Genomic DNA, 23,881 nt, shown 5'->3' with positions numbered 1-23,881 from the left:
TCAACACAAACGCGGACAAAGTAGTTATGGAAAACCTGTTCCTGATCGTGCTCCTCCTGATGGCGGTCTTCCTGATCCTGCTGGTGCTGATCCAGCGTGGCCGGGGCGGTGGGCTGGCGGGCGCCTTTGGCGGCGCCGGCGGCTCGAGCGCCTTCGGCGCCAAGGCCGGCGACACCTTCACCAAGATCACGGTCTGGGCCGCGTCCATCTGGATCGTGACCTGCGTGGCGGCCTCGTACTGGGCGTCGCACCGCGGCGACGCGCTCGGCAACGCCGACCCCGCCACCGCAACCTCGACGATCGACTTCACGGGCAACGGCATGGGGGCCGCGGGCGATGACTCCCCCGCCGGCGACGAGACCGCTGCCGGCGACGCCGCCGACAGCGCAGCGCCCGCCGCTGAGCCGGCTGCCGACGCCGACACGCCCGCCGAGGGCGAGTAGCCCACCGGCCCTCGGGAGATCCTCTGTGTCTAAGAACGACCGACCCGGCGCCGACGACTCGAGCCGTGCACTCGCCAGCATGACCGGCTTTGGCGAGGCCCACGGCCAGACCGATCGGCTCGCCGTCGCGGTCGAGGTGCGGACCATCAACAGCCGGCACTACAAGCTGAGCCTCCGCGCAAGCGAGGGCTACAGCGCGCTGGAGCCGGAGATCGACGCCGCCATCCGCTCGCGTTTCCGCCGCGGCACCGTGCAGATGAACCTGCGGGTGTCTCGTCTGAACCAGGCCGACGACTTCCGGATCAACGCCGAGGTGCTGCAGGGCTACCACAAGCAGCTCGAGGTGATCGGCGTCGCCGGCGCGGCGGTGCCGCTCGACGCGCTGCTGACGCTCCCCGGCGTGGTGTCCGAGCAGGGCTCCGCCGGCGTCGACGCCCGCGCCGCCTGGCCACAGATCGAGCCGATCGTCCTGGCGGCAATCGACGAGGTCTGCCAGATGCGGCTCCGCGAGGGCCAGGCCCTGGCCGACGACCTGTCGGCCAACTGCGGCGTGATCGCCGCGCAGCTCGCCGGCATCGAGGAGCGGTCGCCGTCGGTCACCAGCAGCTACCGCGACCGGCTGACCGAGCGGGTCAACAAGGCGATGTCCGACCTCAACGTGACGGTCGAGCCGAGCGACCTGCTCCGCGAGGTCGCGTTGTTCGCCGACCGCAGCGACATCTCCGAGGAGGTGGTGCGGCTGCGGCACCACATCGAGCAGTTCAACGCCGCCCTGGCAGACCCGGCGATCAGCGGCAAGAAGTTGGAGTTCATCGCCCAGGAGATGGGCCGCGAGACCAACACCATCGGCTCCAAGGCGAACGACACCGAGATCTCCAAACGCGTGGTCGAGATCAAGACCGCCCTGGAGCGGATCCGCGAGCAGGTTCAAAACGTCGAGTAGCGGTCGGCCGCAGGCCTGCTGGCCGGCTGCCCTACCGCACAGGCAGATTGCTATGTCAGAGCAGCCCGGAAAACTCGTGATCATCTCCGGCCCCTCGGGGGTCGGCAAGTCGACCATCGTGCCGCTGGTGCTGTCGCACTTCCGCGGCAGGCTGGCGCCGAGCATCTCGGCCACGACCCGACCCCCCCGGCCGGGCGAGGTCGACGGCAGAAACTACCACTTCCTGAGATCAAGCGAGTTCCGCCGCCGGCTCGACGCCGGCGAGTTCCTGGAGTCGGTCGAGGTGTTCGGCCGCGGGCACTGGTACGGCACGCTCGCCGAGGAAGTACTCCCTAGGCTGCATCGGGGCGTCTGGGTTATGCTGGAGATCGACGTCGACGGGACCCGCCGGGTATTGGAGCAGTACCCTCAGGCGTTGACCATCTTCATCGAGCCGTCTTCGATGCACGAGCTCGAGCGTCGGCTGCGGGCTCGCAAGACCGACGCCGAGGAGGCGATCGAGCGGCGGCTGGCGGTGGCGCGTGAGGAGATGCAGCGAGCCGGAGAGTACCGGTTCCGCATCGTGAACGACACAATTGAGGGGGCGGTCGCGGAGATCTGCTCGGTGCTGCAAGAGCAGGGGCTCAAGCCGTCCGACCGAACCGACGGCTGACCCAATCCACGACACACGTCCGGCGGCGGTGTATGAACAAAGCGGCGGCGGTGTAAGAACTAAGTCGTAGCGGCCGGCAAGCCGCGACCGACAGACCAAGGGATATCGAATGATCGAAGCGCTAAAAGAAGAAGAGATCGTCAACAAGGTCGGCGGGCGTTTCAAGCTGTCGACCCTGATCCAGAAACGCTTGGTCGCGCTCAACAGCGGCGCGCGTCCGTTGGTTGACATGGACACGACCGAGAAAATGGAGATCGTCGTGCAGGAGATCCTGCAGGACAAGATCTTCCTCGACTCCTCCAACCGCGTGAAGACCGTCGTCGACCACGACCCGGGCCCCGACGAGGCGCCCGAGTTCGACCTGGACAGTCTGTAGGCTGCCAGGTGTTGGCGGTATGGCGATGGCTCATGAGATCCTGATCGGCGTGACCGGCGGCGTTGCCGCGTACAAGACCGCGGCGGTCGTCAGCCGTCTGGTGCAGGACGGCCTGGGCGTCACGGTGGTGATGACCCGCTCCGCTCGCGAGTTCATCGGCCCGGCGACTTTTTGCGCGCTGACCGGCCGCAAGGTCTACTGCGAATCGTTCGGCGCCGACGACATGCCGCTCGGCCCGCACATCGAGCTGGCCCGCCGCGCGGACCTGATGTGTGTGGCGCCGGCCACGGCGGACTACCTCGCCAAGGCGGCCCACGGCGTCGCCGACGACCTGCTCTCAACGCTCACCCTCTCGCTGACGGGACCGCTGCTGCTCGCGCCCGCCATGAACACCGAGATGTGGGCCAAGCCGGCCGTGCAGCGCAACGTCGAGACCCTCCGCGGCGACGGCGCGGGCGTCATCGGCCCCGGTAGCGGCTGGCTGAGCTGCCGCGACCAGGGCGCCGGACGCATGTCCGAGCCCGCAGAGATCGTCGCCGCCATCCAGGCGGCCCTCAACGACCTACCGGAGCGGAACGCGGAGCGCGGGCGGCGCTAGCAGCCGGGTCCTCGCTCCTCGCAACTCACGCCGCGCTCGCCATGGCCCGCATCCTGATCACCTCCGGCCCGACCAGGCAGTACCTCGACCCGGTCCGGTACCTGACGAACGCCAGCAGCGGCCGGATGGGCGCGGCCCTCGCCCAGGCGGCGCTGGAGCTGGGCCACGAGGTTGTGGTGGTGAGCGGTCCGGTTGAGGTCGACTACCCGGCGGCGGCGCGGGTCGTGCCGGTGGTTTCGACCGAGGAGATGCTCGAGGCCGCGCAGCACGAGTTCGAAGCGGCCGACGGTCTGATCGGCGCCGCGGCGCCTTGCGACTACCGGCCCCGCCTGGTGGCCGAGCACAAAATCGCCAAGACCGGCGAACCTCTCGAGCTGCGGCTTGTCGAAACGGACGACGTGGTCGCTACGCTGGCGGCCGACAAGGTCCACCCGGAGCGGGGCCAGCGGTGGGTGGTAGGCTTCGCCCTCGAGACCGAAGACCACCGCCTGCGGGCCCTCGCCAAGCTCGAACGCAAGCACTGCGACCTGATGGTGTCGAACGGCGCGGCCGCCATGAACTCCGAGACCAACGACGTCGAGGTGCTGACCCCCACGGGCGACGTGCTGGGCCACTTTGTGGGGCCTAAGGAGGAGGTCGCCCGGGGGATCCTCAGCGTGATCCAGGCTCGGCTGATCGAGGGGCCACGTTAGGTCGACGGGCCTTCCGGGTTCACGCGGCTCGGGCGTGGCGATTCGGGTTGCAGCCGGGCTGCGGCGGACCGGTCGGCTTGTTATAATCGAGGACTGTTTCGGATATCCGCTGTCAGAGAGGCACACGCCAGCATGGCGAGAGTCGCGATCATCGGCGCATCAGGGTACACGGGCCTCGAGCTGCTGCGGCTCTTTGCGCGGCACCCCGGCATGGAGGTCACCGCGCTGGTGACCCGCCAGACCGACGCGCCTTACGTGGCCGACGTGCACCCCTCGCTGCGGGGCGCGTTCGACCTACGGCTCGAGGCGCTCTCGCTGGCCGAAATCGGCGAGCGGGCCGACTACGCCTTCGCGTGCCTGCCGCACGCGGCCAGCGCCGCGTTGATCGCCCAGCTGCTCGACGCCGGGCTGAAGGTGGTCGACCTCAGCGCCGACTACCGGCTGACCAGCCGCGAGGTGTACGAGCAGTGGTACAAGGTCACCCACCCCGACCCAGACCGGATTGGCAAGGTCGCCTACGGCCTGCCCGAGCTGTACCGCTCGCGGATCCGCGAGTCGGAGCTGGTCGCCAATCCAGGCTGCTACCCAACGTCCGCCATCCTGGCGCTCGCGCCGCTGCTCAAGGCGGGGCTCGTCTCGGCCGAGGGTATCATCGTCGATAGCAAGTCGGGCGTCAGCGGCGCCGGGCGCGACCCGAAGCCGGCGTTCCACTTCCCGGAGTGCAACGAGAGCTTCGCCGCCTACGGCGTCGGGACCCACCGGCACATGCCGGAGATCGATCAGGTGCTGACCGACGCCGCGGGCCAGGGCGTCGAGGTGCTGTTCACGCCGCACCTGGTCCCGATGGACCGCGGCATCCTCAGCACCAGCTACGCCACGCTCGCCGATGGCGTCGATCAAAACAAGCTGATGGATGCGCTCCGCGACTTCTACCGCGACGAGCCGTTCGTGCAAGTTATAGACGGGCTGCCGGCCACCAAGCACGTGGCCGGCACCAACAACTGCCACATTACTGCCCGCGTCGCGCGTGGCAGGGCCGTGGTGGTGAGCGTGATCGACAACCTGATTAAGGGCGCGGCGGGGGCAGCCGTGCAGAACTTCAATCTCATGAGCGGGCAAGACGAGACGCTAGGTCTCACGTAGCCCCGCGAACAGGCGCCCCCGATATGGATTATCAGTTCCCCAAGGGCTTCCAGGGCTCTGGGCTGCATTGCGGCATCAAGCGGAACGCCCAGGCCGAAGACCTGGCGTTGATCGTCTCGGACCGGCCGGCGGTTGGCGTCGGCGTGTACACCCGCAACCTGGTCTGCGCGGCGCCGGTGCAGCTCGACCGGCAACGCACCCCCGGCGACGCGTTCCGCGGCGTGGTGATCAACTCCGGCAACGCCAACGCGTGCACCGGCGAACGCGGCATGGCCGACGCCAAACAGATGGCCGACTGGTTCGGCGAGGCGTGCGGCTTCCCCGGCGAGCAGGCCCTGGTCCTCTCCACCGGCATTATCGGAGAGCACCTGCCGCTCGCGAAGATCAAGCAGGGCATCACCGACGTTTCGAAGCAACTCGGCTCAGGCGCCGACTCGCTGACGCTCGCCGCCCGGGGCATGATGACGACTGACACGGTTCCCAAGATCCGCGGCCGCTCGTTCGAGCTCGACGGCGTGCCGGTCAGCGTGGTCGGCCTGGCCAAGGGCGCGGCGATGATCGGCCCGAGCATGGCGACCATGCTCGGTGTGATCATGACCGACGCCGCGATCCGGCCCGAGGACGCGCACCCCGCGCTCTCCGAGGCGGTCGACGAGTCGTTCAACTGCATCAGCGTCGACGGTCACACCAGCACCAACGACACCGTGCTGTTATTGGCCAACGGCGCCGCCGGCGGCCCGGTTGTTGAGGGCAAGTCGCTGTCGATCCTGCGGGCGACGATCCTCGAGGTGTGCGAAGACCTGGCCCAATCGATCCCCGCCGACGGCGAGGGCGCCACCCACCTGGTGACGGTCGAGGTGCACGGCTGCAAAAGTCGCAAGGACGCCGTGCAGATCGCCAAGACCATCGCCGACAGCCCGCTGGTCAAGACCGCCATCGCCGGCGCCGACCCCAACTGGGGCCGCATCGTCTCGGCGGCCGGCTACGCGGGCATCCCGTTCGAGCCCGAGAGCGTGACCCTGCTGATCAACGGCCTGCTTGTGTACGAGCACGGCGTGCCGGTCAAGTTCGACGCCGAGGAGGTCAGCGCATCGATCCGCGACAACCGCGACACCGGCCTGGTGCTGATCCTGTCAGAGGGCGCCGAGTCGGCCCGCTTCTGGACGACCGACCTGACGGCGGAGTACGTGCGACTCAACGCCGACTACCACACTTAAGGCGTCGCTGAGGTCGTCGCTCAGCAAATCGGTTCCGCCTGCCCGGGCCTGGTCCGCGGCAGGCTCCACTACGCGCCCCAGCCCCGGCCTTCGCTGACTTGTCCGTCCTGCTCCGCATCCGTCGTGGTCTCACAGCGCTCGCGGTGCTGCTGGTGACGTCGGTAGTGAGCTACAAGTTGGTGACCAACGCCGGCTGGTTGGAGTCGTTCTACTTTTTCGTGATTACCGCCTCGACGGTCGGCTACGGCGAACGCTCCACGGTGTCGCCAGAGGTGCAGCTGCTGACCATCGCGATCATCATGACCAGTAGCGTCACGGTCGCTTACACCTTGGGCGTGTTCATCCAGTCGATGATCGCGGGGCAGATCAACCAAGCATTGGGAGTCATGCGGATGACACGTGAGATCCAGCAGCTGTCGGGCCACAACATCATCTGCGGCTTCGGCCGGATAGGGCAGACTCTTGCGGAGGAGTTCCTCCGCCGCCGCGCGGACTTCGTGGTGGTCGAGAAGGAGCCGGAAGCCGCCCGCGACGCCGCCGACGCCGGCTACCTGGTGATCGCCGGCGACGCCACCGACGAGGAGACGCTCCGCGACGCGGGCGTCCAGCGGGCCAAGACGCTGATCGTCGCGCTGCACGGCGACGCCGACAACGTGTTCCTCACGCTCACCGCGCGGAACCTCTCGGACGACCTGCGGATTATCGCGCGGGGCGAGCTGCCGTCGACCGAGAAAAAGCTCCGCCAGGCGGGAGCCAACGAAGTTGTGCTGCCCGCGGTGATCGGCGCGCGACGCATGGCGGCGATGGTCACCCGCCCGTACGCGGCCGAGATGATGGAGCACTTTACCAACCACGAGCGGATCGACGCCGGGCTCGAGGAGATAACGATCGTCGCTGGCAGCCCGCTCGCCGGCCAGTCGGTCAGGGAGGTCGCTGCGCGGCAGCGGCACAACCTGCTGGTGGTCGGCATCCGAAAAGCCGACGGTTTGATGGTCTTTAACCCCAACCCGGACGACCCACTCGAGACCGGTGACACGCTGATTGTACTGGGCAATATTGCAGATATCCGCGAGTTCCAGTCGTCCCACAAGCTCTAGACCGCCCAGTTGATGCGGCGTCTGGCGAGGCGGGTGTTTCTTTGCGCAAAGCGGCCGGGCAACCGACACCCTTGCCGGGCGTCGGTGTTCGAATGCGACACGGCGGCAATCGCCTGGCCCCGGCGAAATCAGCGGGTTTGGATTTGCTATCCGCTGGCGCGATCGGCTATCGTAGACCTACCCCACCCGGCGCTACTACTCCGACACACCCGCGCCCTGCTCACCTCCCGCGAGGCTGAGAGCGTCTCTTACCATTGCCTGCTCCGCTGAAGGCCCTCCGGTGACTCCGAGCAATTCACAACCTTGGCGGATGTTGGTCACGGCCCTTTCCGCGACGCTCGCGATCGCCGCTGCCCGCGCGAACGCCGAGCCGCTGCCCGACTCGGAACTGGTGCTCCCCTTTGTGCAGCAGAACTGCATCGACTGCCACAGCGAAGGCTACGCCGAGTCGGGCGTCATGCTCGACCACGTTGTCGGCGTCGGCCAGGTGCTGGGCGACCGTCACACCTGGGGCCGCGTGCTGAAGCAGGTCCGCGCCGGAGCGATGCCGCCCAATGGGTGCGAGGAGGTCTCCGACGAAGACCGCGCCGCGTTTGTTGGGCAGCTCGAGTCGCTGCTGACGTACGTCGACCCGACCAAGCCGGTCGACCCGGGGCGCGTCACGGCCCGGCGCCTCAACAAGGACGAGTACGACAACACGATCCGCGACTTGTTCGGCCTCGACCTCGGACTGGCGAACTCCTTCCCGGACGACGACGCCGGCTACGGTTTCGACAACAACGGCGACGTGCTCACCGTCTCGCCGCTGCACCTCGAAAAGTACCTGGCCGCGGCCGAAGAGCTCACCGCCAGGTTGTTCATTAGCAGCAGTCGCGGGTTCCACGACTGGATCCCCTGGGAGCACCTGCAGGTCGACGGGCAACCCAAGGAGGAAAAGAGGGGGCTGCTGATCACCCCGGGCGCCACGGTGTCCACCACGATCGTTGCAACCTCGCCGGGCGTCTACCGAATCAAGTGTGTGCTGCTGAAACGCGACCTGCCGGAGGGGAAAAGCTCGGCGGCGGTGCGGCTGAGCTGCGGTGGTCAGGAGCTCGGCGTGTACACCATCTCCGAGGATGCTGACGGTGAACGACAGCTGGTCGGTGACCAGATCACTCTCCAAGCCGGCCGCCACCCGATACTGGTTGAATACGCTGTGCCCAAATTGCGCGAGTCGTCGACGCAATCGGCCGCGGACCTCGAGCCTCTGAAACTTAACGGGATGGAGCTGCACCGGGAACGCGACCCGTCGCCCGACGCCTGGCCGCCCGCAGCCCGCGCGTTGTTGTTCGATCGACCCGCCGAGGGGGACTCGCCGCGCGGCGCGGTCGAACGCATCGTCAGGTCCGTGCTGCCCCGCTGCTGGCGCAGGGCCGTCAGCGAGGACGAGGTGCAGTCGTACGCCGGCTACGCGGTCGAGCGGATCGAAGGCGGCGCCACCTTCGAGCAGGCGGTCGCCACGATGGTGCAGGCCGCCCTGGTGAGCCCGAACTTTTTGTTCCGCGTCGACCTCGCGCCGCCCCAACCGGCCGGCCAGGAGGGAGAGCAGGAAACCGCCCAGGTGGACAGCGCATCGCTCGCCTCGCGGCTGTCGTACTTCCTCTGGCGGAGCACGCCGGACGACGAGCTGCTCGACGCCGCCGGGGCCGCGAAGCTCGACAGCGAGGCCGACCTGGTCTCGCAGATCAACCGCATGCTGGACGACCCGAGGTCGTCGCGGTTCATCGAGTCGTTCTTTGGCCAGTGGCTGGGGCTGCGCAAGCTCGAGTCGCTGCCGATCGACCGGAAGGTGTTCCGCAGCGTCGACAGCAAGCTGAAGGAGGACATGCAGACCGAGACCCTCATGCTCGCCGAGTCGATCGTCCGGGAAGACCAGAGCGTGCTGAAGCTGATCACCGCCAACTACACGTTTGTGAATCGCTCGCTCGCCAAGCTGTACGGCATCGAAGGGGTCCGCGGCGACTCGTTTCAGCGGGTGCCGCTGACGGGCCAGCCGCGTCGTGGGCTGCTGACGCACGCCAGCGTGCTGACGCTAACGAGCTACCCCAACCGGACCTCACCGCCGCGGCGGGGCGCGTGGGTGCTAGAAAACCTGCTGGGCGACGAGCCCCCAGCTCCGCCCGCCGACGTGCCCGATCTCGCCGAGACCCAGGCCAACAGCCCCGACCTGCCGCTCCGCGACCAGCTCGAGCTGCACCGCACCGACGCCACCTGCGCGTCGTGTCACCGGGTGATGGACGCCGTCGGCTTCGGCCTAGAGAACTACAACGCCATCGGGCAGTGGCGTGACAAGGACAAGGGCCAGCCGATCGACGCCGCCGGCGACCTGCCGACCGGCGAATCGTTCAGCAACGCCCTGGAGCTGATCAGCATCCTCGAGTCCCGCGACGAGGCCTTCGCCGAGTGCGTCACGCGAAAGATGCTGACCTTCGCGCTCGGCCGCGGGCTGGAGTACTACGACCGCATCGCGGTTGAGGGTATTGTGGAGTCGATCAAAGCAGACAACTACCAGTTCTCGCAACTGGTCCGCGAGGTGGTGCTGAGCCGCCCGTTCCGGCAGCGGCGGATCGAATCGCCCGCCGCCCCCGTCAACCGCAAGGAGCCGTCATGACGCCCCTCTCCCGCAGGACCTTCCTCCACGGCGTCGGCGCCACGCTGGGCCTACCCTGGCTCGAGGCGATGGCGTCGTCCACCGCGGCGCCAACCGGCGGCCTGCCGGTCTGCATGGCCTGGGTGTTCGCCCCCAACGGCGTGGCGGGCGAGTTCTGGACGCCCGAGGGCGAGGGCCGTGAGTTCAAATTCAATAAGACCACTGCCGCGCTCGAGCCGGTCCGCGACGACGTGCTGATGATTTCGAATCTGGCGCACCACTACGCCCGGGCCAACGGCGACGGCCCCGGCGACCACGCCCGCTGCGCGGCGACCTACTTGACCGCTGCGCAGGCCAAGAAGACCGGCGGCGCCGACATCTACCTGGGCGAGTCGGTTGACCAGGTCGCCGCGCGGCACATCGGCCGCGACACGCGGATGCCGTCCCTCGAGCTGGGGCTGGAGCCGAACCAGAAGAACGGCCGCTGCGACTCCGGCTACAGCTGCGCGTACGTGTCGAACGTGTCGTGGCGGTCGCCGACCCAGCCGAGCGGCAAGGAGATCAGCCCCCGTCGGGCGTTCGAGCGGTTGTTCGGCGGTGGCGCCGACGCGCCGGAAGTCGCTGAGCGGCTGGAACGGCGTCAGAGCGTGCTCGATTTTGTTTCGGGCGACGCGCAGCGGCTCCGCGGCCAACTCGGCCAGACGGACCGCCGCAAGATCGACGAGTACTTCCAGAGCGTCCGCGAGGTCGAGAAGCGGATCGAGAAGACTGTCGAGATGCCGCCGCTGGAGGTCCCCGAGAACGGCGTACCGAAGGAAGACCCGGAGGGCCTGGGAGAGCGGATGCGGCTGATGTACGAGGTGATCGCCCTGGCGTTCCAGACCGACGCCACGCGGGTCGCCACCTACATGCTGGCCAACGCCGGCACCAACCGCGCGTACGAGGCGATCGGCGTCCGCTCGGGCCACCACCAGATCACCCATGACCGGGGTGAGGAGGCCGCCAAGCAGATGCAGCAGATCGACGCCTACCTGCTGGACGAATTCCGGCAATTCGTCGAGCGGCTGGCCTCGATCCGCGAAGGGGAGGGCCGCCTGCTCGACCGCTGCGCGATTGTGTACGGGTCGGGCATCGGCGACGGCCGCCGCCACAACCACGACCGGCTGCCGTGCGTAGTGGCCGGCCAGGCCGGCGGCGCGATCGCCACCGGGCGGCACCTCAAGCTGCAGGGCGAGACCCCCGCCGCCAACCTGTTTGTGTCGATGTTGCAGGCGGCCAACGCCCCGGTTCCAGCGTTCGGCGACAGCACCGGGCCGCTGGCTGGCCTGAGGGCTTGAGCCGCGCGACCGGCTGCGGTTGTGAAGTTCCGAAGCCGCTCTAAATGACGAGCGATTGCAGCAGCGTGTATGACCGCAACGCTGCGGAGTTGCCGCGAAAAGCCCGACAGCCAGGGCCAGGACGCCTCTCGAGGGCGGCAAGAGTCACGTTTTTGCGCACTCGTTCGGCGCAATCCTGAAAGCGCTTGCATGCGGGTGGTCTCATTGCCATACTGCGACCGTTGCGCCGCCCTGGGGTGACGCATCAACCGCCCGGACACGGGCCGGCTTATCTACTCGTTTCGAGGATTGTTGGCTTTGGGCGCGCCATCGCTGAGCCGCGCTGATTCGTTTTCTTCTCGTTCATTCTCGTGTGTGTTCCTGCGAAGTCGCGCAGCCGGTGCTGCGCGGTGCGGGGGCATTTTCGTCCGAAAGCAAGGGAGTAGAGTCTCATGAAGGTGCAACTGTTTGCTGTTCTTTCGTCCCTCATCATCGCGTCGTCTGCTGCGATCGCCGCGCCGGTGTATATCGACTTCGGTGACTCGGCGCAGCTTACCGCGGGCAACGTCAACAACATCACCCCGACGGTCCTCAGCTTGCCGAACTCCGTCGACTCGGCCGGCGTCGGGACCGGCATCGGCATCTCTGCGTCGGGCTTCTTTAATGGTTCCAACCAGAACGGCACGCAGGCCGCTACCGGCGCCGCGGCCGAGTTCGATGTGCAGACCACCCGCGACAACCTGTTCGGACACACCGGCGCGTTCGGTACGAACCCGCTGACCCCGCAGGGCACGGTTCTCCTGACCGGTCTGGATAGCTCGGGCGCGACGGCGTACGACCTGACCTTCTTCGGTTCACGGATGAACGTCGGCGACAACCGCGAGACCATGTACAGCGTCTCCGGCGCTAGCAACGGAGTGGGGCTTCTCAACACCTCGAACAACGAGTCCGAGGTTGCGATCGTGGGCGGGATCGTCCCCGACGCTGCCGGCGAGATCACCATCCTCGTTGAGCCGGGCCCGGCCAACGACAACGGGTCCGGCTTCTACTACCTCGGCGCCATCAAGGTCGACGTCGCGACGGTGCCCGAGCCGGGCTCGCTGGCCCTGCTTTCCGCTGGTGGGCTCTTGTCGCTGCGTCGCCGTCGGTAGCGGTGTTTCCTTGTGCTTGCTAGGTAGATGACTTCAACCAGGAACACCCCAATGGCTACTCGGTTTGCCTCGCGGTGGGGCGTCGCCCTGTCGCTCGGGCTGGGTGCGCTGCTGTCGGCCGGTCTGGCCGCGGCAGCGGACCCGCTCAACATTCTTTACTACGGAAACAGTTTCACCAACGCGACCTGCTGCGGCAGCTCGCGCTCGGTGCCGCTGGTGCTGTCGGACGTCGCGGTCGCCGCGGGCCATGTTGCCCCCTACAACCGCAACGCGTCGGTCAACGGCCAAAGCCTGCAGTACCACCTGAACTCCAACACGACGATCATCACTTCCGGGATCGCCGCGGGGCAGGATTGGGACTATGTCGTGCTGCAGGACTTCTCGACCCAGCCGACCCATATCGGTGACTTGCCGCTGCACCTGAGTTCGTCTCTTGCGCTGTACCAGAAGGTCAAGGACCACAGCCCCGGCGCCCAGGCCGTGATGTACGAGACCTGGGCCCGGGGCTACGGGCACAGCTACTACACTGGGGGCGCCCCGGCGTTCCCGGGCGGCCCCGCGCAGATGCAGCAAGAATTGCGGGACGGTTATCAAATGTCGACCGACAACATCAACGCTGTTGAGGGCGACGGCAGCGCGCGCTTTGCGCCCGCTGGCGACACGTGGGAAGACCTCAACTGGCCGGCCAACTTTTACGGCGACGTCAACTACCACGCGAGCAACCGGGGCACGCTGCTCAATGCGCTGGCGTTGTACGCGACCATCTACGAGGACGACACCACCAGCGACATCGACCTGAGCGGCGTGTTGACCTCGCTCAATCTGACCGCCGCTGATGGCCTGCTGATCACCACGGCGCTCGACGCCAACCTCCGCTCGGTCCCCGAGCCGGGCGCGGTGGTCCTCGGTCTGCTTGGATGCCTCGTTGGGGCTGCCCGCCGCCGGCGTTTGTAGCGTTTGCCATTAGGCTCACCGGCCCGCCGCTGCGGCGGGTCGGTGGGGCCTGTTCTTGTGCTACGCGGGCACGGCTTCTAGCCCGCCACTGACGGCCCGCTCGGTCGTGTCGCACATGGTGCGGAGGTCGGACTGCAGCTCGGGCTCGAGCTGACGGAACGAGTTGATCTCGTCGCTGCTGACCTCCAGCACGTCGAGCAGGACCCCGCAGTCGGTGCGTCCCCCCTCGATGTAGCGGGACGCCTCTTCGAAGATCACCGAGAAGTCACTCTTGGCGTCGCTGGCGGCGGCCTCGATCTTGCCGTTCAGCTGGATCGCCTTCATCTCGACGATCCGGGTGATCAGCTCCTGGACGTCGATCTGGGCCTTGTGAGTCTCGTAGTCGAGCAGCTGCATCGACTCCATCACCGCGCCGCACCGCTTCGCGAGCTCGTCGGTCACCGCGGTCAGGCTCTCACGCACACGCAGGCAGTGGGAGTCGGGCGGGGCGTCCTTGAGTTCGGCGGCGAAGGCGTGGGCCATGTCGGCCTCGAACCGGGCGACCGCGATGTCGAACACCTGCTTGTTCGTGGCGTGCTGCAGCGGGGTCATCCGCTCGATCAGCGAGTGGATGAAACCCTCCGCCTGCTTGCTCTTGGCGCCCAGCGCGTCCGCCACGGCGGCCTGGACCACGCCCTGGTCGCCGAGACGTGACGCGGCCATGCGGGCGTTGAGGGCCAGGAACTGCAGCGACGGGCCGAGCTCTTGGATTGCCTGGTACTTCTTGGAGAGCTCCTCGCTCAGTTGCTTGAAGGTGCCGGTCGAGGAGAAGACGGCCGTCAGCTTCGACGCCAGCATGCAGCACTGCTCTTCGAGCGCCCCGTAGGCGTTCTTGGCGGCGCCGAATCTGGTTGGGGCCGTGTAGCCCACCTCGCGGAGTTGGGCCTCGCGGCAGACCAGCTCCTGCGACAAGGCCTCGCTCATGAAGGCGTCGTAGTCGGCAAAACCATGGGCGGCGAGCTTCTCGAGGATCAGCCCGGTAGCGGCCTCCATGGCGGTCTTGCGGTTGCCGGTCTCCTTCTCGACGGTCCGCTCGAGCGACAGCGCTTCGGCGTAGACCCCCTTAACCGCGGCGAACAGCGGGCTGGTCGGCTTGAGCCGGATCGAGAGGTAGCCCCCCGGGATCGGCATGACGGTCGCCAGCACCCAGTAGTACCGCCCGTCCTTGGCCATGTTCTTGACGTACGCGGCGATGGGGCGGTCGGACTCGAGGTAGTCCCACAGCAGCTTGAACACCGCTCGCGGCATATCCGGGTGCCGGATGACGTTATGGGGCTTGCCGATCAGGTCCGGCTCGTCGTACCCGGAGATTCGGGTGAAGACCTCGTTGCCGAACCGGATGACGCCCTTGAGGTCGGTAACCGAGAAGAAGAGCTCCTGCACCTCGAAGGCGCGCTCTTCATTGATCGGGACGATGTTCTTTGAACTCATTCGTGTTCGCCTGGTCGACTGCTGAGCAAAGTGGTTGACTCTCGAACTTAACTCTCAGCACGATTCGAGGAGCCCTGCGGCGGGAAACTACGCTTGGGAGTTCTTGGGTAGGGTGGGTTTCTAGCGGCGGCAGGGCTTCTATCGGGCGCCCCCTGTCCTCCGGTGTGTCGGGTTCGCATACTCTGAAACCTGACCGAGAGGGCCAGAATCTGTGCCGCTGATTCCGCTGTGGCCATTGCGTGGCGCCCAGGGCGAACCAATGCCGTGGCGCCCCAATGGAATTTAGGCTGGGTTGTCGCCCCCGGAAGAAACCCACAATACAGGGGGACAGCCAAGTTCCGTTCCAAGAGCCGGCGAACGCCGAGGATTCTGGAAGAACACACTAGGCGCCGCCGGATGCGGCTGTTCGCTCGCACCACCGCGGCCCGACTGAAGACAGCGCATGAACCCTCTGATTGAACTCCGCGGCGTCGGCTACCAACAGGGCCAGACGCCCATCCTCACCGGCGTCGACTGGCGGCTGATGCCGGGCGAGCACTGGGCCGTGCTGGGCCCCAACGGCTGTGGCAAGACCACCCTGCTGCGGGTCGCCTGCGGCTACGAGTGGCCGACCTCGGGCAAGGTGCTCCGCGGCGGCCAGGAGCTGGCGGACCTGACCGCGCTCCGCAGCCGGATGGGCTGGGTCGGCGTCGAGATGCTCGCGCGCGTCCCCCCTGACCAGTCGGCGCTGCAGATCGCGGCGTCGGGCGCTATCGGCCAGATCGGCCTGCGGCTGATCGGACAGGTCGACCCAACCTCGTCCCACTACGAGCAGGCCGAGCAGGTGCTCCGCGACATCGGCTGCGGCGCCATCGTCGACTCCCCGTGGCGGGTGCTGTCACAGGGCGAGCGGCAGAAGGTGCTGGTCGCCCGCGCCCGGATGACCGACCCGTGGCTGCTGGTGCTCGACGAGCCGTGCGCCGGAATGGACCCCGGCGCCCGCGAACGGTTCCTGGCGTGGCTCGAGTCGCAGCTGCGGGACGAGCGTTCCCCTTCGCTCTTGATGGTGACCCACCACGTCGAGGAGATCATGCCGGGCGTGGAGCAGACGCTGGTGATGGACCAGGGGCAGATCGCCGCGGCCGGGCCGACCGCGGAGGTGGTCACGGAGGAGCTGTTGTCTCGGCTCTACGGTGTCCGGGTCGAGCAGATTGTGCACTCGCGCGGCCGGCTGTGGCCTGTTTGTTCGGCCGCAGGGTGCTAGCACTCGGGCAGCCGCCTGAGATTCTCTCGGCGAACCTTCGTGCGAACCGGTCTTTTGAAGTTGGTGGATCGGGAGCCAAGGGGTAAACTGCGGGGGATTCATTGGTCAGGCATGCGCGCTCGCAGGGATAGCGAACAGCCGAACCGGCCACAAACGCACGCAGGGAGGCGTCGATGTCGCACAAGCCAATGCGGTTCGTTCACGCGAGCGACCTGCACCTCGAGCAGCCGCTTTCTGGGCTGACGAGCATCCCCGAACACCTCCGCGAGCTGCTGCGCGACGCGCCGTACCACGCGGCGGAGCAGGTCTTCGAGACCGCGCTCACCGAAAACGCCGACGCGCTGCTGCTCGCGGGCGACGTGGTCGACATCCCGCTGGCCGGACCGCGGTCGGTGGTGTTCCTGCTAGAACAATTCCGCCGGCTCGAGGCCCGCGGCATCCCGGTTTTCTGGGCCGGCGGCCGCGTCGACCGCCCGGAGCTGTGGCCCCCCAGCACGCCGCTGCCGGAGAACGTGCACATGTTCCCGGTCGGCAAGGTCGGCCAGCACGACCTCGTCCGCGACGGCAAGGTCATCGCCAAGGTGCAGGGGATGAGCTGCGACGAGGACGGCGTGGTCAACGCCAGCGGCTTCCACCGCGACGCGCACGGGTTGTTCACGGTCGGCGTCGCCCACGGCACGAGCGACGCCCCCGGCAAGGAGGGCGACCGCGTCCACTACATGGCGCTCGGCGGCCGCCACCGCCGCGCGACGGTCGACCACGAGCCGGGCGTGGCCCACTTTCCGGGCACCCCGCAGGGCCGCTCGCCGGAAGAGGCCGGCCCCGCCGGCTGTGCGGTCGTGCAGGTCGACGAGACCCGCAAGGCGAAGACTAAGTTCGTCTCGACCGACGTGGTTCGGTGGGCCAACGAGACTATCGAGTTCACCGACGGCACCTCGTCCGAACAGCTCCGCGGCCGGATGCGCGAGCGGCTGGAGAAGCTCCGCAAGTCGACCCAGGACATTGATCATCTTGTGTCGTGGAAGCTCCGGGGCGCCGGGCCACTGCTCGCCAAGCTGCGGGCGGACGGGCTCTGCCAAGAGCTGCTCGACGACCTGCAGAAGTTCGATGGCCGCCAGCAGCCCGCCTGCTGGAGCTACGAAGTTATCTGCCAGGACCGGTTTGTCGCCCCGCACGAGTGGATGGACCAAGAGACCATCCTCGGCGACCTGCTGCGGCAGTTTAATCTGCTCCGCAACAGCGAGGCCTTCGTGCTCGACATGCGGGACATGCTGCCCAAACCACTCCCCGACGCGACGCTCGCCAAGCTGGCGACCATCCGCCCGCAGGACAAGCAGGAATTGCTTGACCGCGCGGAGAAGCTTGGCGTGGCGTTGTTAACCGAATAGGAAGCCAGGGGCGCGGCCCGGCCGCCCTCCCTCACCCTGACCCCCGACCCTTCCATGCGAATCACCGACCTGCACGTAGACGGCTTCGGCGTCTGGCACGACCTGCGGCTCAAGAAGCTGTCGCCGGAGATCACCGTGTTCTACGGCCCCAACGAGGCCGGCAAGACCACGCTGATGCAGTTCATGCGGACCATGCTGTACGGCGTCTCGGCAGAACGCCGCGAGCGGTACCTGCCGCCCCGCGAGGGCGGCAAGCCGGGCGGCCGGATGGGCTTCACCAGCGACGCCGGCGTCTTCGAGGCGACCCGCTACGCCGAACGCGACAAGGACGACCGCGGCCGCGTCACCGTGTTCAGGCCCGACGGCGAGACCGAGGGCGACCGCCTGCTCCGCGAGGCGCTCGACGGCGTCGACGAGCCGACCTACACCAACGTTTTCTCCGTTGGACTAGACGAGATCCAGACCATCGGCGCCCTCAGCGGCGACGAGGTCGCCAAGGCGATCTACCGGCTTACCTCGGGGCTGGACCGGGTTTCGCTGTACGACGTGATCCAGGGGCTGCGGTCTTCTCGCAAACAATTGCTCGAGTCGCCCGAGGCGACCTCCGTGATAGGCGACCTGATCGGCCGCCGCGACGAGCTGATGAAGTCGATCAGCGACCTCTCCGCCCAGGGCCGGCGGTGGTCGAAGATCGCCGTGGAGATCGACGAGATCGGCGCCCGGGTCGGCGACGCGCGGAGCCGCCTGAAGGAGGCCGAACGCGCCGCCCGCCGCGTTGAGATCGCCATCAACCTCAAGCCGCAATGGTCCGAGCGGGCCCGCATCGACGAGCGTCTGCTCGGCTACGCCGACCTGCACGTGCTGGGTGACAACGCGATCGAAGAGCTCGACGCGCTCAACGGCGAGATCGAGGAACACGCCCGCCAGCGCGACATCCTCCGTGGCCAGCGTCGCCAGATCCGCCAAGAGGCCGACGAGCTGGGTGTCAACGAGGTGCTGATGCGGAGCTGCTGCCGGCTGGACGCGCTGAGCGAACAGGGCGAGTGGATCGAGGCCCTCGAACGCGAGGCCGACCACGGCGACGCCGAGCTCAATCAGCTCACCGCCCGCATCCACAGCGAGAACGCACGCCTGGCCGCCCTGTGGTCGCACGACCCGGAAGAGGCGCCGGTGCTAACCCGCGAGACGGTCGACGAGCTGGAGCCGCAGGGCCGCGCGATCGCCGAGGCCGAGAAGAACCTGGCCGAGGCCCGCGAGAGCCTCGACCGCCGCCGCAGCAGCGAGCGCAACTACCAGGCCAAGATCGAGACCGCCGTCGCGGCCGGCGGCAAGATGGGCCTGCCGTCCGACATCAACGAGGCGGGCGAGCTGGTCGCCCGGCTCCGCCGCCGCCAGCAGGCCGAGAACAAGCTCGAGCTGGCCGAACGCCACGCCCGCGAACTCGAGGAGCAGAGCTTCGAGCTGGAAGACCGCCAGGTGATCCCGCTGGAGGGCTTCTTCTTCATGGGCGGCCTGTTCATGGTCGGCGTGATCATAAGCTGGTGGTGGCTCACCCACGCGGACACCGCGTTCAAGGAGCTGGGCGGCGGCTTCTTTGCCTTCCTGGGCTTCGTGCTGGCGGTGAGCGTGTGGCTCTACAAATACTACCGCGAAGACAACGCCGCCGAGGAGCTCGACGGCTGTGAGCGGCAGATGGAGGTCGCGGCCAAACAGATCAAGGAGGCCGAGCAGGACCTCAAGGCGGTTGGCGCCGAGCTGAAGATCGCCGACGGCTCTGCCAGCCTGCAGCTGCAGCACGCCGAGCGGCACCTGGCCGAGCTCGAACGGACCCTGCCGATCGAGACCCAGCGCCGCCAGGCCAACGAGGAGGTCGCCGCCGCCGAGGCCGAGCACGACGCCGCCAAGCACCGGCTGGCAGACGCGCTGGCCCGCTGGTCGGCCGCACTGGCGAGCCTCGGCCTGCCCGACTCAATCTCGCCGAAGGACCTGGTCGCGATGGCGCACCAGTACGAGCAGCTCGCCGAGTGGCAGCTCAAGGCCGAGAACCGCCAGGATGAGGTTGACCGCCGGGCCCGTGAGTACGAGCGGGTCACGCAGCGGATCACCTCGCTGGCCGAAGAGGCCGACCTAGTGGTGGAGGACGCGACGCCGCTCGAGCAGCTCGAGGCCCTGCTGAGCGAACGCCGCCTGCAGCAGTCTCGCATCGACCACCGCAAGAAGCTGATGGAGCGGGGCAAGTCGCTCAGGGAGAAGCAGCAACGCCGCGTCGCGGAGATCGAGAGCCTCGAGGGGCGCCGTGATTCGCTGTTCCGCACCGCTCGCTGCGAGGACGAGGACGCCTACCGCCGGCTGGCCGACAAGCTGGCCGAAGCGGCCGAGCTGCGCGACCGCCGCCAGCGTGTCACCGGCGAGATCTCCGCCGCAATCGGCCGATTGGGCGTCGAGGACGACTTTGCCCCGATGCTGGCGCCCGAGAAGATCGGCCAGCTCGAGAGCGAGTGGCAGTCCCTCACCGAACAGCACGAGACGATCGAGGCCGAGCTCCGCGACCTGCAGACCCAAGAGGGCGCACTGGCGGAGCAGCAGAAGCTGCTCGGCGAGGACGTCACGATTGCCGACAGGCGGATGGAGCTCGGCGAGGTCGAGGCCCAGCTCGCCCAGGCCGGCGAGCGGTGGCGCGAGCGGGCGGTCATTGGCCAGATGCTCGAGCTGATCCGCAGCGATTACGAGGCCAACCGCCAGCCGGAGACCCTGGTCGAGGCCTCGCGTTACATGAACCAGCTGACCAGTGGCCGCTACACCCGCGTGTGGACGCCGCTGGCCAACGATATCCTGCTGGTCGACAACGCCGACGGGCAGTCGATCGGCGTCGAGGCCCTCAGCCGCGGCACCCGCGAGCAGCTGTTCCTCAGCGTCCGGCTGGCGCTGGTGGCGATGTACGCCCGACAGGGCATCCAGCTGCCGATGGTGCTAGACGACATCCTGGTGAACTTCGACGCGGGACGCTCCCGCACCGCCGCCAAGGTGATGATCGACTTCGCCAAGGCGGGGCACCAGCTGTTCGTGTTCACCTGCCACGAGCACGTGTGGGAGATCTTCAAGAGCCTGAACGCCGATGTCCGTCGGTTGCCGAGCCGCTACGACGAGTTGGTCGTAGAAGAGGTGCCCGAGGCCGAGGAGCCGGTTGTCGATGAAGTGGTCGCTGAGGAGATCGTCGAGAAGATCCTTGAAGAAGTGGTCGAGGAGGTCGTCGAGTCGCCCGAGCCCGAGCCGATCGAGGCCCACTACCTCGACCTGACGCCGGTCGAGCGGGTCGAAGAGTTCGAGGAACTCGACGCGGTCTACGAGGAGCTCGCCCCACGCAGTGAGGTTGTGGTCGAGTCGGTTATCGAGCGCGAGGCTCCCCTCTCAACGCCGCGGGTCGACCTCGAGGAGATCGAGTACCGCTGGGACGACCCAGAGGACGCCGCCGCGGAGGCGGTCGAAATCGGCGAGACCGCCGACGAGCTCGACGTCTACGCCGTGGTGCGGCGGTAGCAACGGCCCGCCTAGGCTGGCAATTGCCTCGACGGCCAGTCGTGCCGGTCGTGCCGCCTGTCATGGGGGCCCGCGCGCATAAAACACGCATTTGACCCCATGCACGCGGCCCCTATCCCCGGGGGGCCGTATGCTTTCGTAATCGGACCGCCCTCAACGCTGTTGGGGACGCGTCCGTCCAGGGGGGGAATTCTTCTACCGCAAGCGATGCAAGCCGCGATATGAGCGACACTCAGTCCACAGACGAACTAGAGCGGCGGATGCTCGAGATGCTTGGGAACCCCAAGCCCGAGAGCGATTCGCCGGCAGGTTTCGCTCCGCTGAGCGACGACGAGATCGACTCCCTGCTGCTGGTCCAGTCGGCCGGCGCGGGCGCGTCGAACTAATCGTTGTCGGGCGGAGACCCGCCTAGCCCAGCAGCTCGAACCCGCACCACTGCATCCAGTTGTAGATCCACGGCTGCGTCCACGGGTTCCAGGTCGGGTACGCCGCCGAGAGGGCGGAGAAGGCCAGCAGCACCATCGCCCCAGCCCGCCGGACCGCCGTCCGCGACGCCCAGTCTGCCGCGGGGCTCATCACCGCCAGCCACAGCGGCGAGAACCAGAACATCCACCGCAGGCCGTTGGTCATCCCGCCGTAGTTGCGGTCTACTTGTGGGCGCAGGCCGAGGTAGAACACCAGCACGACAACCGTCAGGCCGGTGACGCCAAACGCCAGCTCCCGCCGCAGGCCGCTGCCAGTGATCAGCCACGCCCCGGCGCCCGCCGCCGCCAGCAGCCAGATCGGCGTCATCGAGAACAGCCCGTGGTGCCCGACCAGGGCGTGCAGCGTGTAGACGCCCTTGCACTGCTCGCCGGCGTCCATCCCCTGGGGATCGTTCCAGTGGCTGTTGGGGTAGCGGTACCAGTTGTCTTCGACATTCTCCTCGTCGCGGTGCATGTAGGGCGGTTTGAGAGAGCCGTGGGCGTAGTAGGTGGTGGCGAAGAAGGCGACCATGACCAGCAGCGCCGCCGGCGCGTAGGCGACCAGCGTCGCACGCGGCCAGCGTACCAGCAGCGACAGCCCGATGCCGACCAGCATCGCCAGCGCCGGCAGCTCGTTGGCCGCCGTGAACGCCGCGGCCAGGCCGGCCAGGATGAACCAGCGGAGCTGCGGCGCCGACGACTCGCGGACCCGCACCCAGGCGTAGGCGGCCAGCGCGGCCGATACGGCCGCGAACAGGTGGTTGTTGAGCACCACCGCGAAGGCCGTGAGCATCGTGCCGAACGACGCGCACGCCACGACGTATAGCCGCGCCCAGAGCGACTCGCAGAATCGCTCGGCCAGCGCCGCGACCAGCGTCAGCATCAGCGCGAACGGCGCCACGCTAAAGGTCAGCAGCATCAGCCGCCCCACAGCGTACGGCTCGTCGCCCAGGGTCCAGCCGGTCGCCTTGTTGATCAGCCAGTACTCGCCGGCCAGCATGATGTACAGCAGCGGCGGCTTGCTGCTGTAGTAGTGCAGCTCGCCGCTCTGGTCCTTATGCCGCACCTTGTCGATGGTGTCCCAGCCCGGCTGACTGACGTAGTCGTCGATAGCGAATGTGCCCCCCTCGACCAACGCCCGCATCGCCACCCAGCGGCTGCGGTCGTTGCTGCTGAGGAACGGCCGCTGCAGCGCGAGCTTCTCTTCGAGCTCGACCCGTTTGCGGGCGGAGGTCTCTTCGATCTCGGCTGCGGAGAGGCCGCGGTCGGCGAGGTCCTGTCGGAAGTCGTTCAGCCGCTGGCTGATGCGGTACGACTCGAGCCGCGCGTTGTCGACCGAGTTGACCGCCAGGATGCGGCCGGACCACTGTCCGATCGCAACCGCGATCAGCAGCGTGTAGAGCGACCAACGCAGCCGCGCGTCGGCGAGGAGGGGGGAGTTTGGGGAGCCGCCTGGGGTCTCTTGCATCACGCGTTGCCGGGTGTGGGGGCGTTGGCGTCGGACTTCTGGGGTTCGCTCTTCTTGGGGTCGGTGAACTCGGCGATCGAGTAGTGGTCCTCGCTGCGGCTCAGCCGGGCGGTGATCATCTCACCCAGCAGGCCGATCGCTAGGAACTGGGTGCCGATCATCAAGAAGCCGAGGCTGTAGTACATCGCCGGGCTCTCGTGCAGCGCAATCGGCTCCCAGCCGGCGATCACGCGGCTCAGCACCCAGCGGCAGGCCAGGTAGACGAGGCCGAGCAGGCCCAGCAGGAACGAGCCGAGCCCGAACCCACCCAGCATGTGCTGCGGCCGCTGCGCGTAGCCGGTGATGAAGTGCACGGTGAGGATGTCGAGCAGACCCTTCACCAGCCGCGACGCGCCGTACTTCGACGCGCCGTGCTTCCGCTCGCGGTGGTTTACGACACTCTCGGTCACCTTGAAGCCGCGGGCGGCGGCCAGCACGGGGACAAACCGGTGCAGCTCGCCGTACAGGCAGACCTCGTTGAGCACCTCGCGGCGGTACGCCTTGAGGCCGCAGTTGTGGTCGTTGAGCTTGACGCCGGTCGACTTGCTGACCAGCCAGTTGAACACTTTGGAGGGCGCGGTCTTGTGCAGCGGGTCGTGGCGGACCTGTTTCCAGCCGCTCACGACGTCGTACGCGCCGCCCTGGTCGCGGTCAATCTGCTTGAGCAGCCGCGGGATCTCGGCCGGGTCGTCCTGCAAGTCGCCGTCCATCGTGACGACAAACGGGTGCACGGCGGCCTCGAAGCCGGCGCTCAGCGCGGCCGCTTTGCCGAAGTTCCGCCGCAGCCTCACGCCCAGGACGCGGCTGTCCTGCTCCGCCAGTTCATCGATGACCTCCCACGAGCCGTCGGTCGAGCCGTCGTCGGCGAACACTACCTGGACCACGTAATCGCGTGCGGCGGCGACCTCGCTGATCTGACGGAGCAGCTCGCGGAGGCTCTCCGCTTCGTTGTAGACCGGCACAACAATGCTGACGCTAGTCATACAACCACCTGGTCGGTTGGGATGGGGAGTTTGCGGCAGGCATGAACGGCCACCACGGCGGGCACGCGGGGACTGGGA

Annotated in this window: 20 protein-coding genes; 17 read left to right on the top strand and 3 right to left on the bottom strand. The window is 67.7% G+C overall.

Annotated features, from left to right (window positions below):
• Positions 1-26 precede the first annotated feature (26 nt).
• The 13 genes from secG (at position 27) to Pla123a_RS11660 (ending at position 13,211) form a co-directional block, all read left to right on the top strand.
• On the top strand, positions 27-443 hold the full coding sequence (secG, locus tag Pla123a_RS11720) for a preprotein translocase subunit SecG (RefSeq protein ID WP_146587119.1): 417 nt from the start codon (positions 27-29) through the stop codon (positions 441-443).
• A 25-nt stretch (positions 444-468) separates the two neighbouring features.
• Positions 469-1,386, top strand: a complete 918-nt coding sequence (locus Pla123a_RS11715; protein WP_231956399.1) for a YicC/YloC family endoribonuclease — start codon at positions 469-471, stop codon at positions 1,384-1,386.
• A gap of 52 nt (positions 1,387-1,438) precedes the next feature.
• Entirely contained in the window at positions 1,439-2,038 is a 600-nt protein-coding gene (gmk, locus tag Pla123a_RS11710) for a guanylate kinase (protein WP_146587117.1), read from the top strand.
• A 109-nt stretch (positions 2,039-2,147) separates the two neighbouring features.
• Entirely contained in the window at positions 2,148-2,414 is a 267-nt protein-coding gene (locus Pla123a_RS11705) for a DNA-directed RNA polymerase subunit omega (RefSeq protein WP_146587116.1), read from the top strand.
• Between the two features lie 19 nt (positions 2,415-2,433).
• Positions 2,434-3,012 carry a flavoprotein gene (locus Pla123a_RS11700; RefSeq protein ID WP_391542317.1) on the top strand — a complete coding sequence of 193 codons (579 nt, stop codon included), beginning with the start codon at positions 2,434-2,436 and terminating at the stop codon, positions 3,010-3,012.
• A 41-nt stretch (positions 3,013-3,053) separates the two neighbouring features.
• Positions 3,054-3,704 (top strand): phosphopantothenoylcysteine decarboxylase domain-containing protein, encoded by a 651-nt coding sequence (locus Pla123a_RS11695; protein WP_146587114.1) that lies wholly within the window; start codon positions 3,054-3,056, stop codon positions 3,702-3,704.
• 132 nt (positions 3,705-3,836) lie between these two features.
• Entirely contained in the window at positions 3,837-4,847 is a 1,011-nt protein-coding gene (gene argC, locus Pla123a_RS11690; protein WP_146587112.1) for an N-acetyl-gamma-glutamyl-phosphate reductase, read from the top strand.
• Positions 4,848-4,870: 23 nt separating this feature from the next.
• The gene (gene argJ / locus Pla123a_RS11685) at positions 4,871-6,064 is read left to right on the top strand and encodes a bifunctional glutamate N-acetyltransferase/amino-acid acetyltransferase ArgJ (RefSeq protein ID WP_146587110.1); all 1,194 of its coding nucleotides are present in this window, start codon (positions 4,871-4,873) and stop codon (positions 6,062-6,064) included.
• A gap of 98 nt (positions 6,065-6,162) precedes the next feature.
• Positions 6,163-7,161: a potassium channel family protein gene (locus tag Pla123a_RS11680; protein ID WP_146587108.1), complete on the top strand. Its 999-nt coding sequence runs from the start codon at positions 6,163-6,165 to the stop codon at positions 7,159-7,161.
• Positions 7,162-7,471: 310 nt separating this feature from the next.
• Positions 7,472-9,811 carry a DUF1592 domain-containing protein gene (locus tag Pla123a_RS11675; protein ID WP_146587106.1) on the top strand — a complete coding sequence of 780 codons (2,340 nt, stop codon included), beginning with the start codon at positions 7,472-7,474 and terminating at the stop codon, positions 9,809-9,811.
• The gene (locus Pla123a_RS11670; protein WP_146587104.1) at positions 9,808-11,127 is read left to right on the top strand and encodes a DUF1552 domain-containing protein; all 1,320 of its coding nucleotides are present in this window, start codon (positions 9,808-9,810) and stop codon (positions 11,125-11,127) included. The genes Pla123a_RS11675 and Pla123a_RS11670 overlap by 4 nt, the downstream gene beginning before the upstream one ends.
• Positions 11,128-11,558: 431 nt before the next feature.
• The gene (locus Pla123a_RS11665; protein ID WP_146587102.1) at positions 11,559-12,257 is read left to right on the top strand and encodes a PEP-CTERM sorting domain-containing protein; all 699 of its coding nucleotides are present in this window, start codon (positions 11,559-11,561) and stop codon (positions 12,255-12,257) included.
• 51 nt (positions 12,258-12,308) lie between these two features.
• On the top strand, positions 12,309-13,211 hold the full coding sequence (locus Pla123a_RS11660) for a hypothetical protein (RefSeq protein ID WP_146587100.1): 903 nt from the start codon (positions 12,309-12,311) through the stop codon (positions 13,209-13,211).
• A 60-nt stretch (positions 13,212-13,271) separates the two neighbouring features.
• Here Pla123a_RS11660 and Pla123a_RS11655 read toward each other — a convergent pair whose 3' ends face one another.
• Entirely contained in the window at positions 13,272-14,681 is a 1,410-nt protein-coding gene (locus tag Pla123a_RS11655) for a methyl-accepting chemotaxis protein (protein WP_146587098.1), read from the bottom strand.
• A gap of 442 nt (positions 14,682-15,123) precedes the next feature.
• Here Pla123a_RS11655 and Pla123a_RS11650 point away from each other — a divergent pair, with 442 nt between their 5' ends.
• From Pla123a_RS11650 to Pla123a_RS24605, 4 genes are all read left to right on the top strand, one after another.
• A complete protein-coding gene (locus Pla123a_RS11650; protein WP_146587096.1) occupies positions 15,124-15,924 on the top strand; it encodes an ABC transporter ATP-binding protein in 801 nt (266 codons plus the stop codon).
• 173 nt (positions 15,925-16,097) lie between these two features.
• Positions 16,098-17,312, top strand: coding sequence for a metallophosphoesterase family protein (locus Pla123a_RS11645; protein WP_146587094.1), 1,215 nt, complete (start codon positions 16,098-16,100; stop codon positions 17,310-17,312).
• Positions 17,313-17,366: 54 nt separating this feature from the next.
• A complete protein-coding gene (locus tag Pla123a_RS11640; RefSeq protein ID WP_146587092.1) occupies positions 17,367-20,849 on the top strand; it encodes an AAA family ATPase in 3,483 nt (1,160 codons plus the stop codon).
• 221 nt (positions 20,850-21,070) lie between these two features.
• Positions 21,071-21,235: a hypothetical protein gene (locus Pla123a_RS24605; RefSeq protein WP_197527888.1), complete on the top strand. Its 165-nt coding sequence runs from the start codon at positions 21,071-21,073 to the stop codon at positions 21,233-21,235.
• A 22-nt stretch (positions 21,236-21,257) separates the two neighbouring features.
• Here Pla123a_RS24605 and Pla123a_RS11635 read toward each other — a convergent pair whose 3' ends face one another.
• A complete protein-coding gene (locus Pla123a_RS11635) occupies positions 21,258-22,781 on the bottom strand; it encodes a hypothetical protein (protein ID WP_146587090.1) in 1,524 nt (507 codons plus the stop codon).
• The gene (locus Pla123a_RS11630; protein ID WP_146587088.1) at positions 22,781-23,803 is read right to left on the bottom strand and encodes a glycosyltransferase family 2 protein; all 1,023 of its coding nucleotides are present in this window, start codon (positions 23,801-23,803) and stop codon (positions 22,781-22,783) included. Before Pla123a_RS11630 ends, Pla123a_RS11635 begins: the two co-directional genes overlap by 1 nt.
• Positions 23,804-23,881 lie beyond the last annotated feature (78 nt).

This window comes from Posidoniimonas polymericola (assembly GCF_007859935.1).
GTDB lineage: Bacteria > Planctomycetota > Planctomycetia > Pirellulales > Lacipirellulaceae > Posidoniimonas > Posidoniimonas polymericola.
This window is presented reverse-complemented; position numbering and strand designations above follow the sequence as displayed.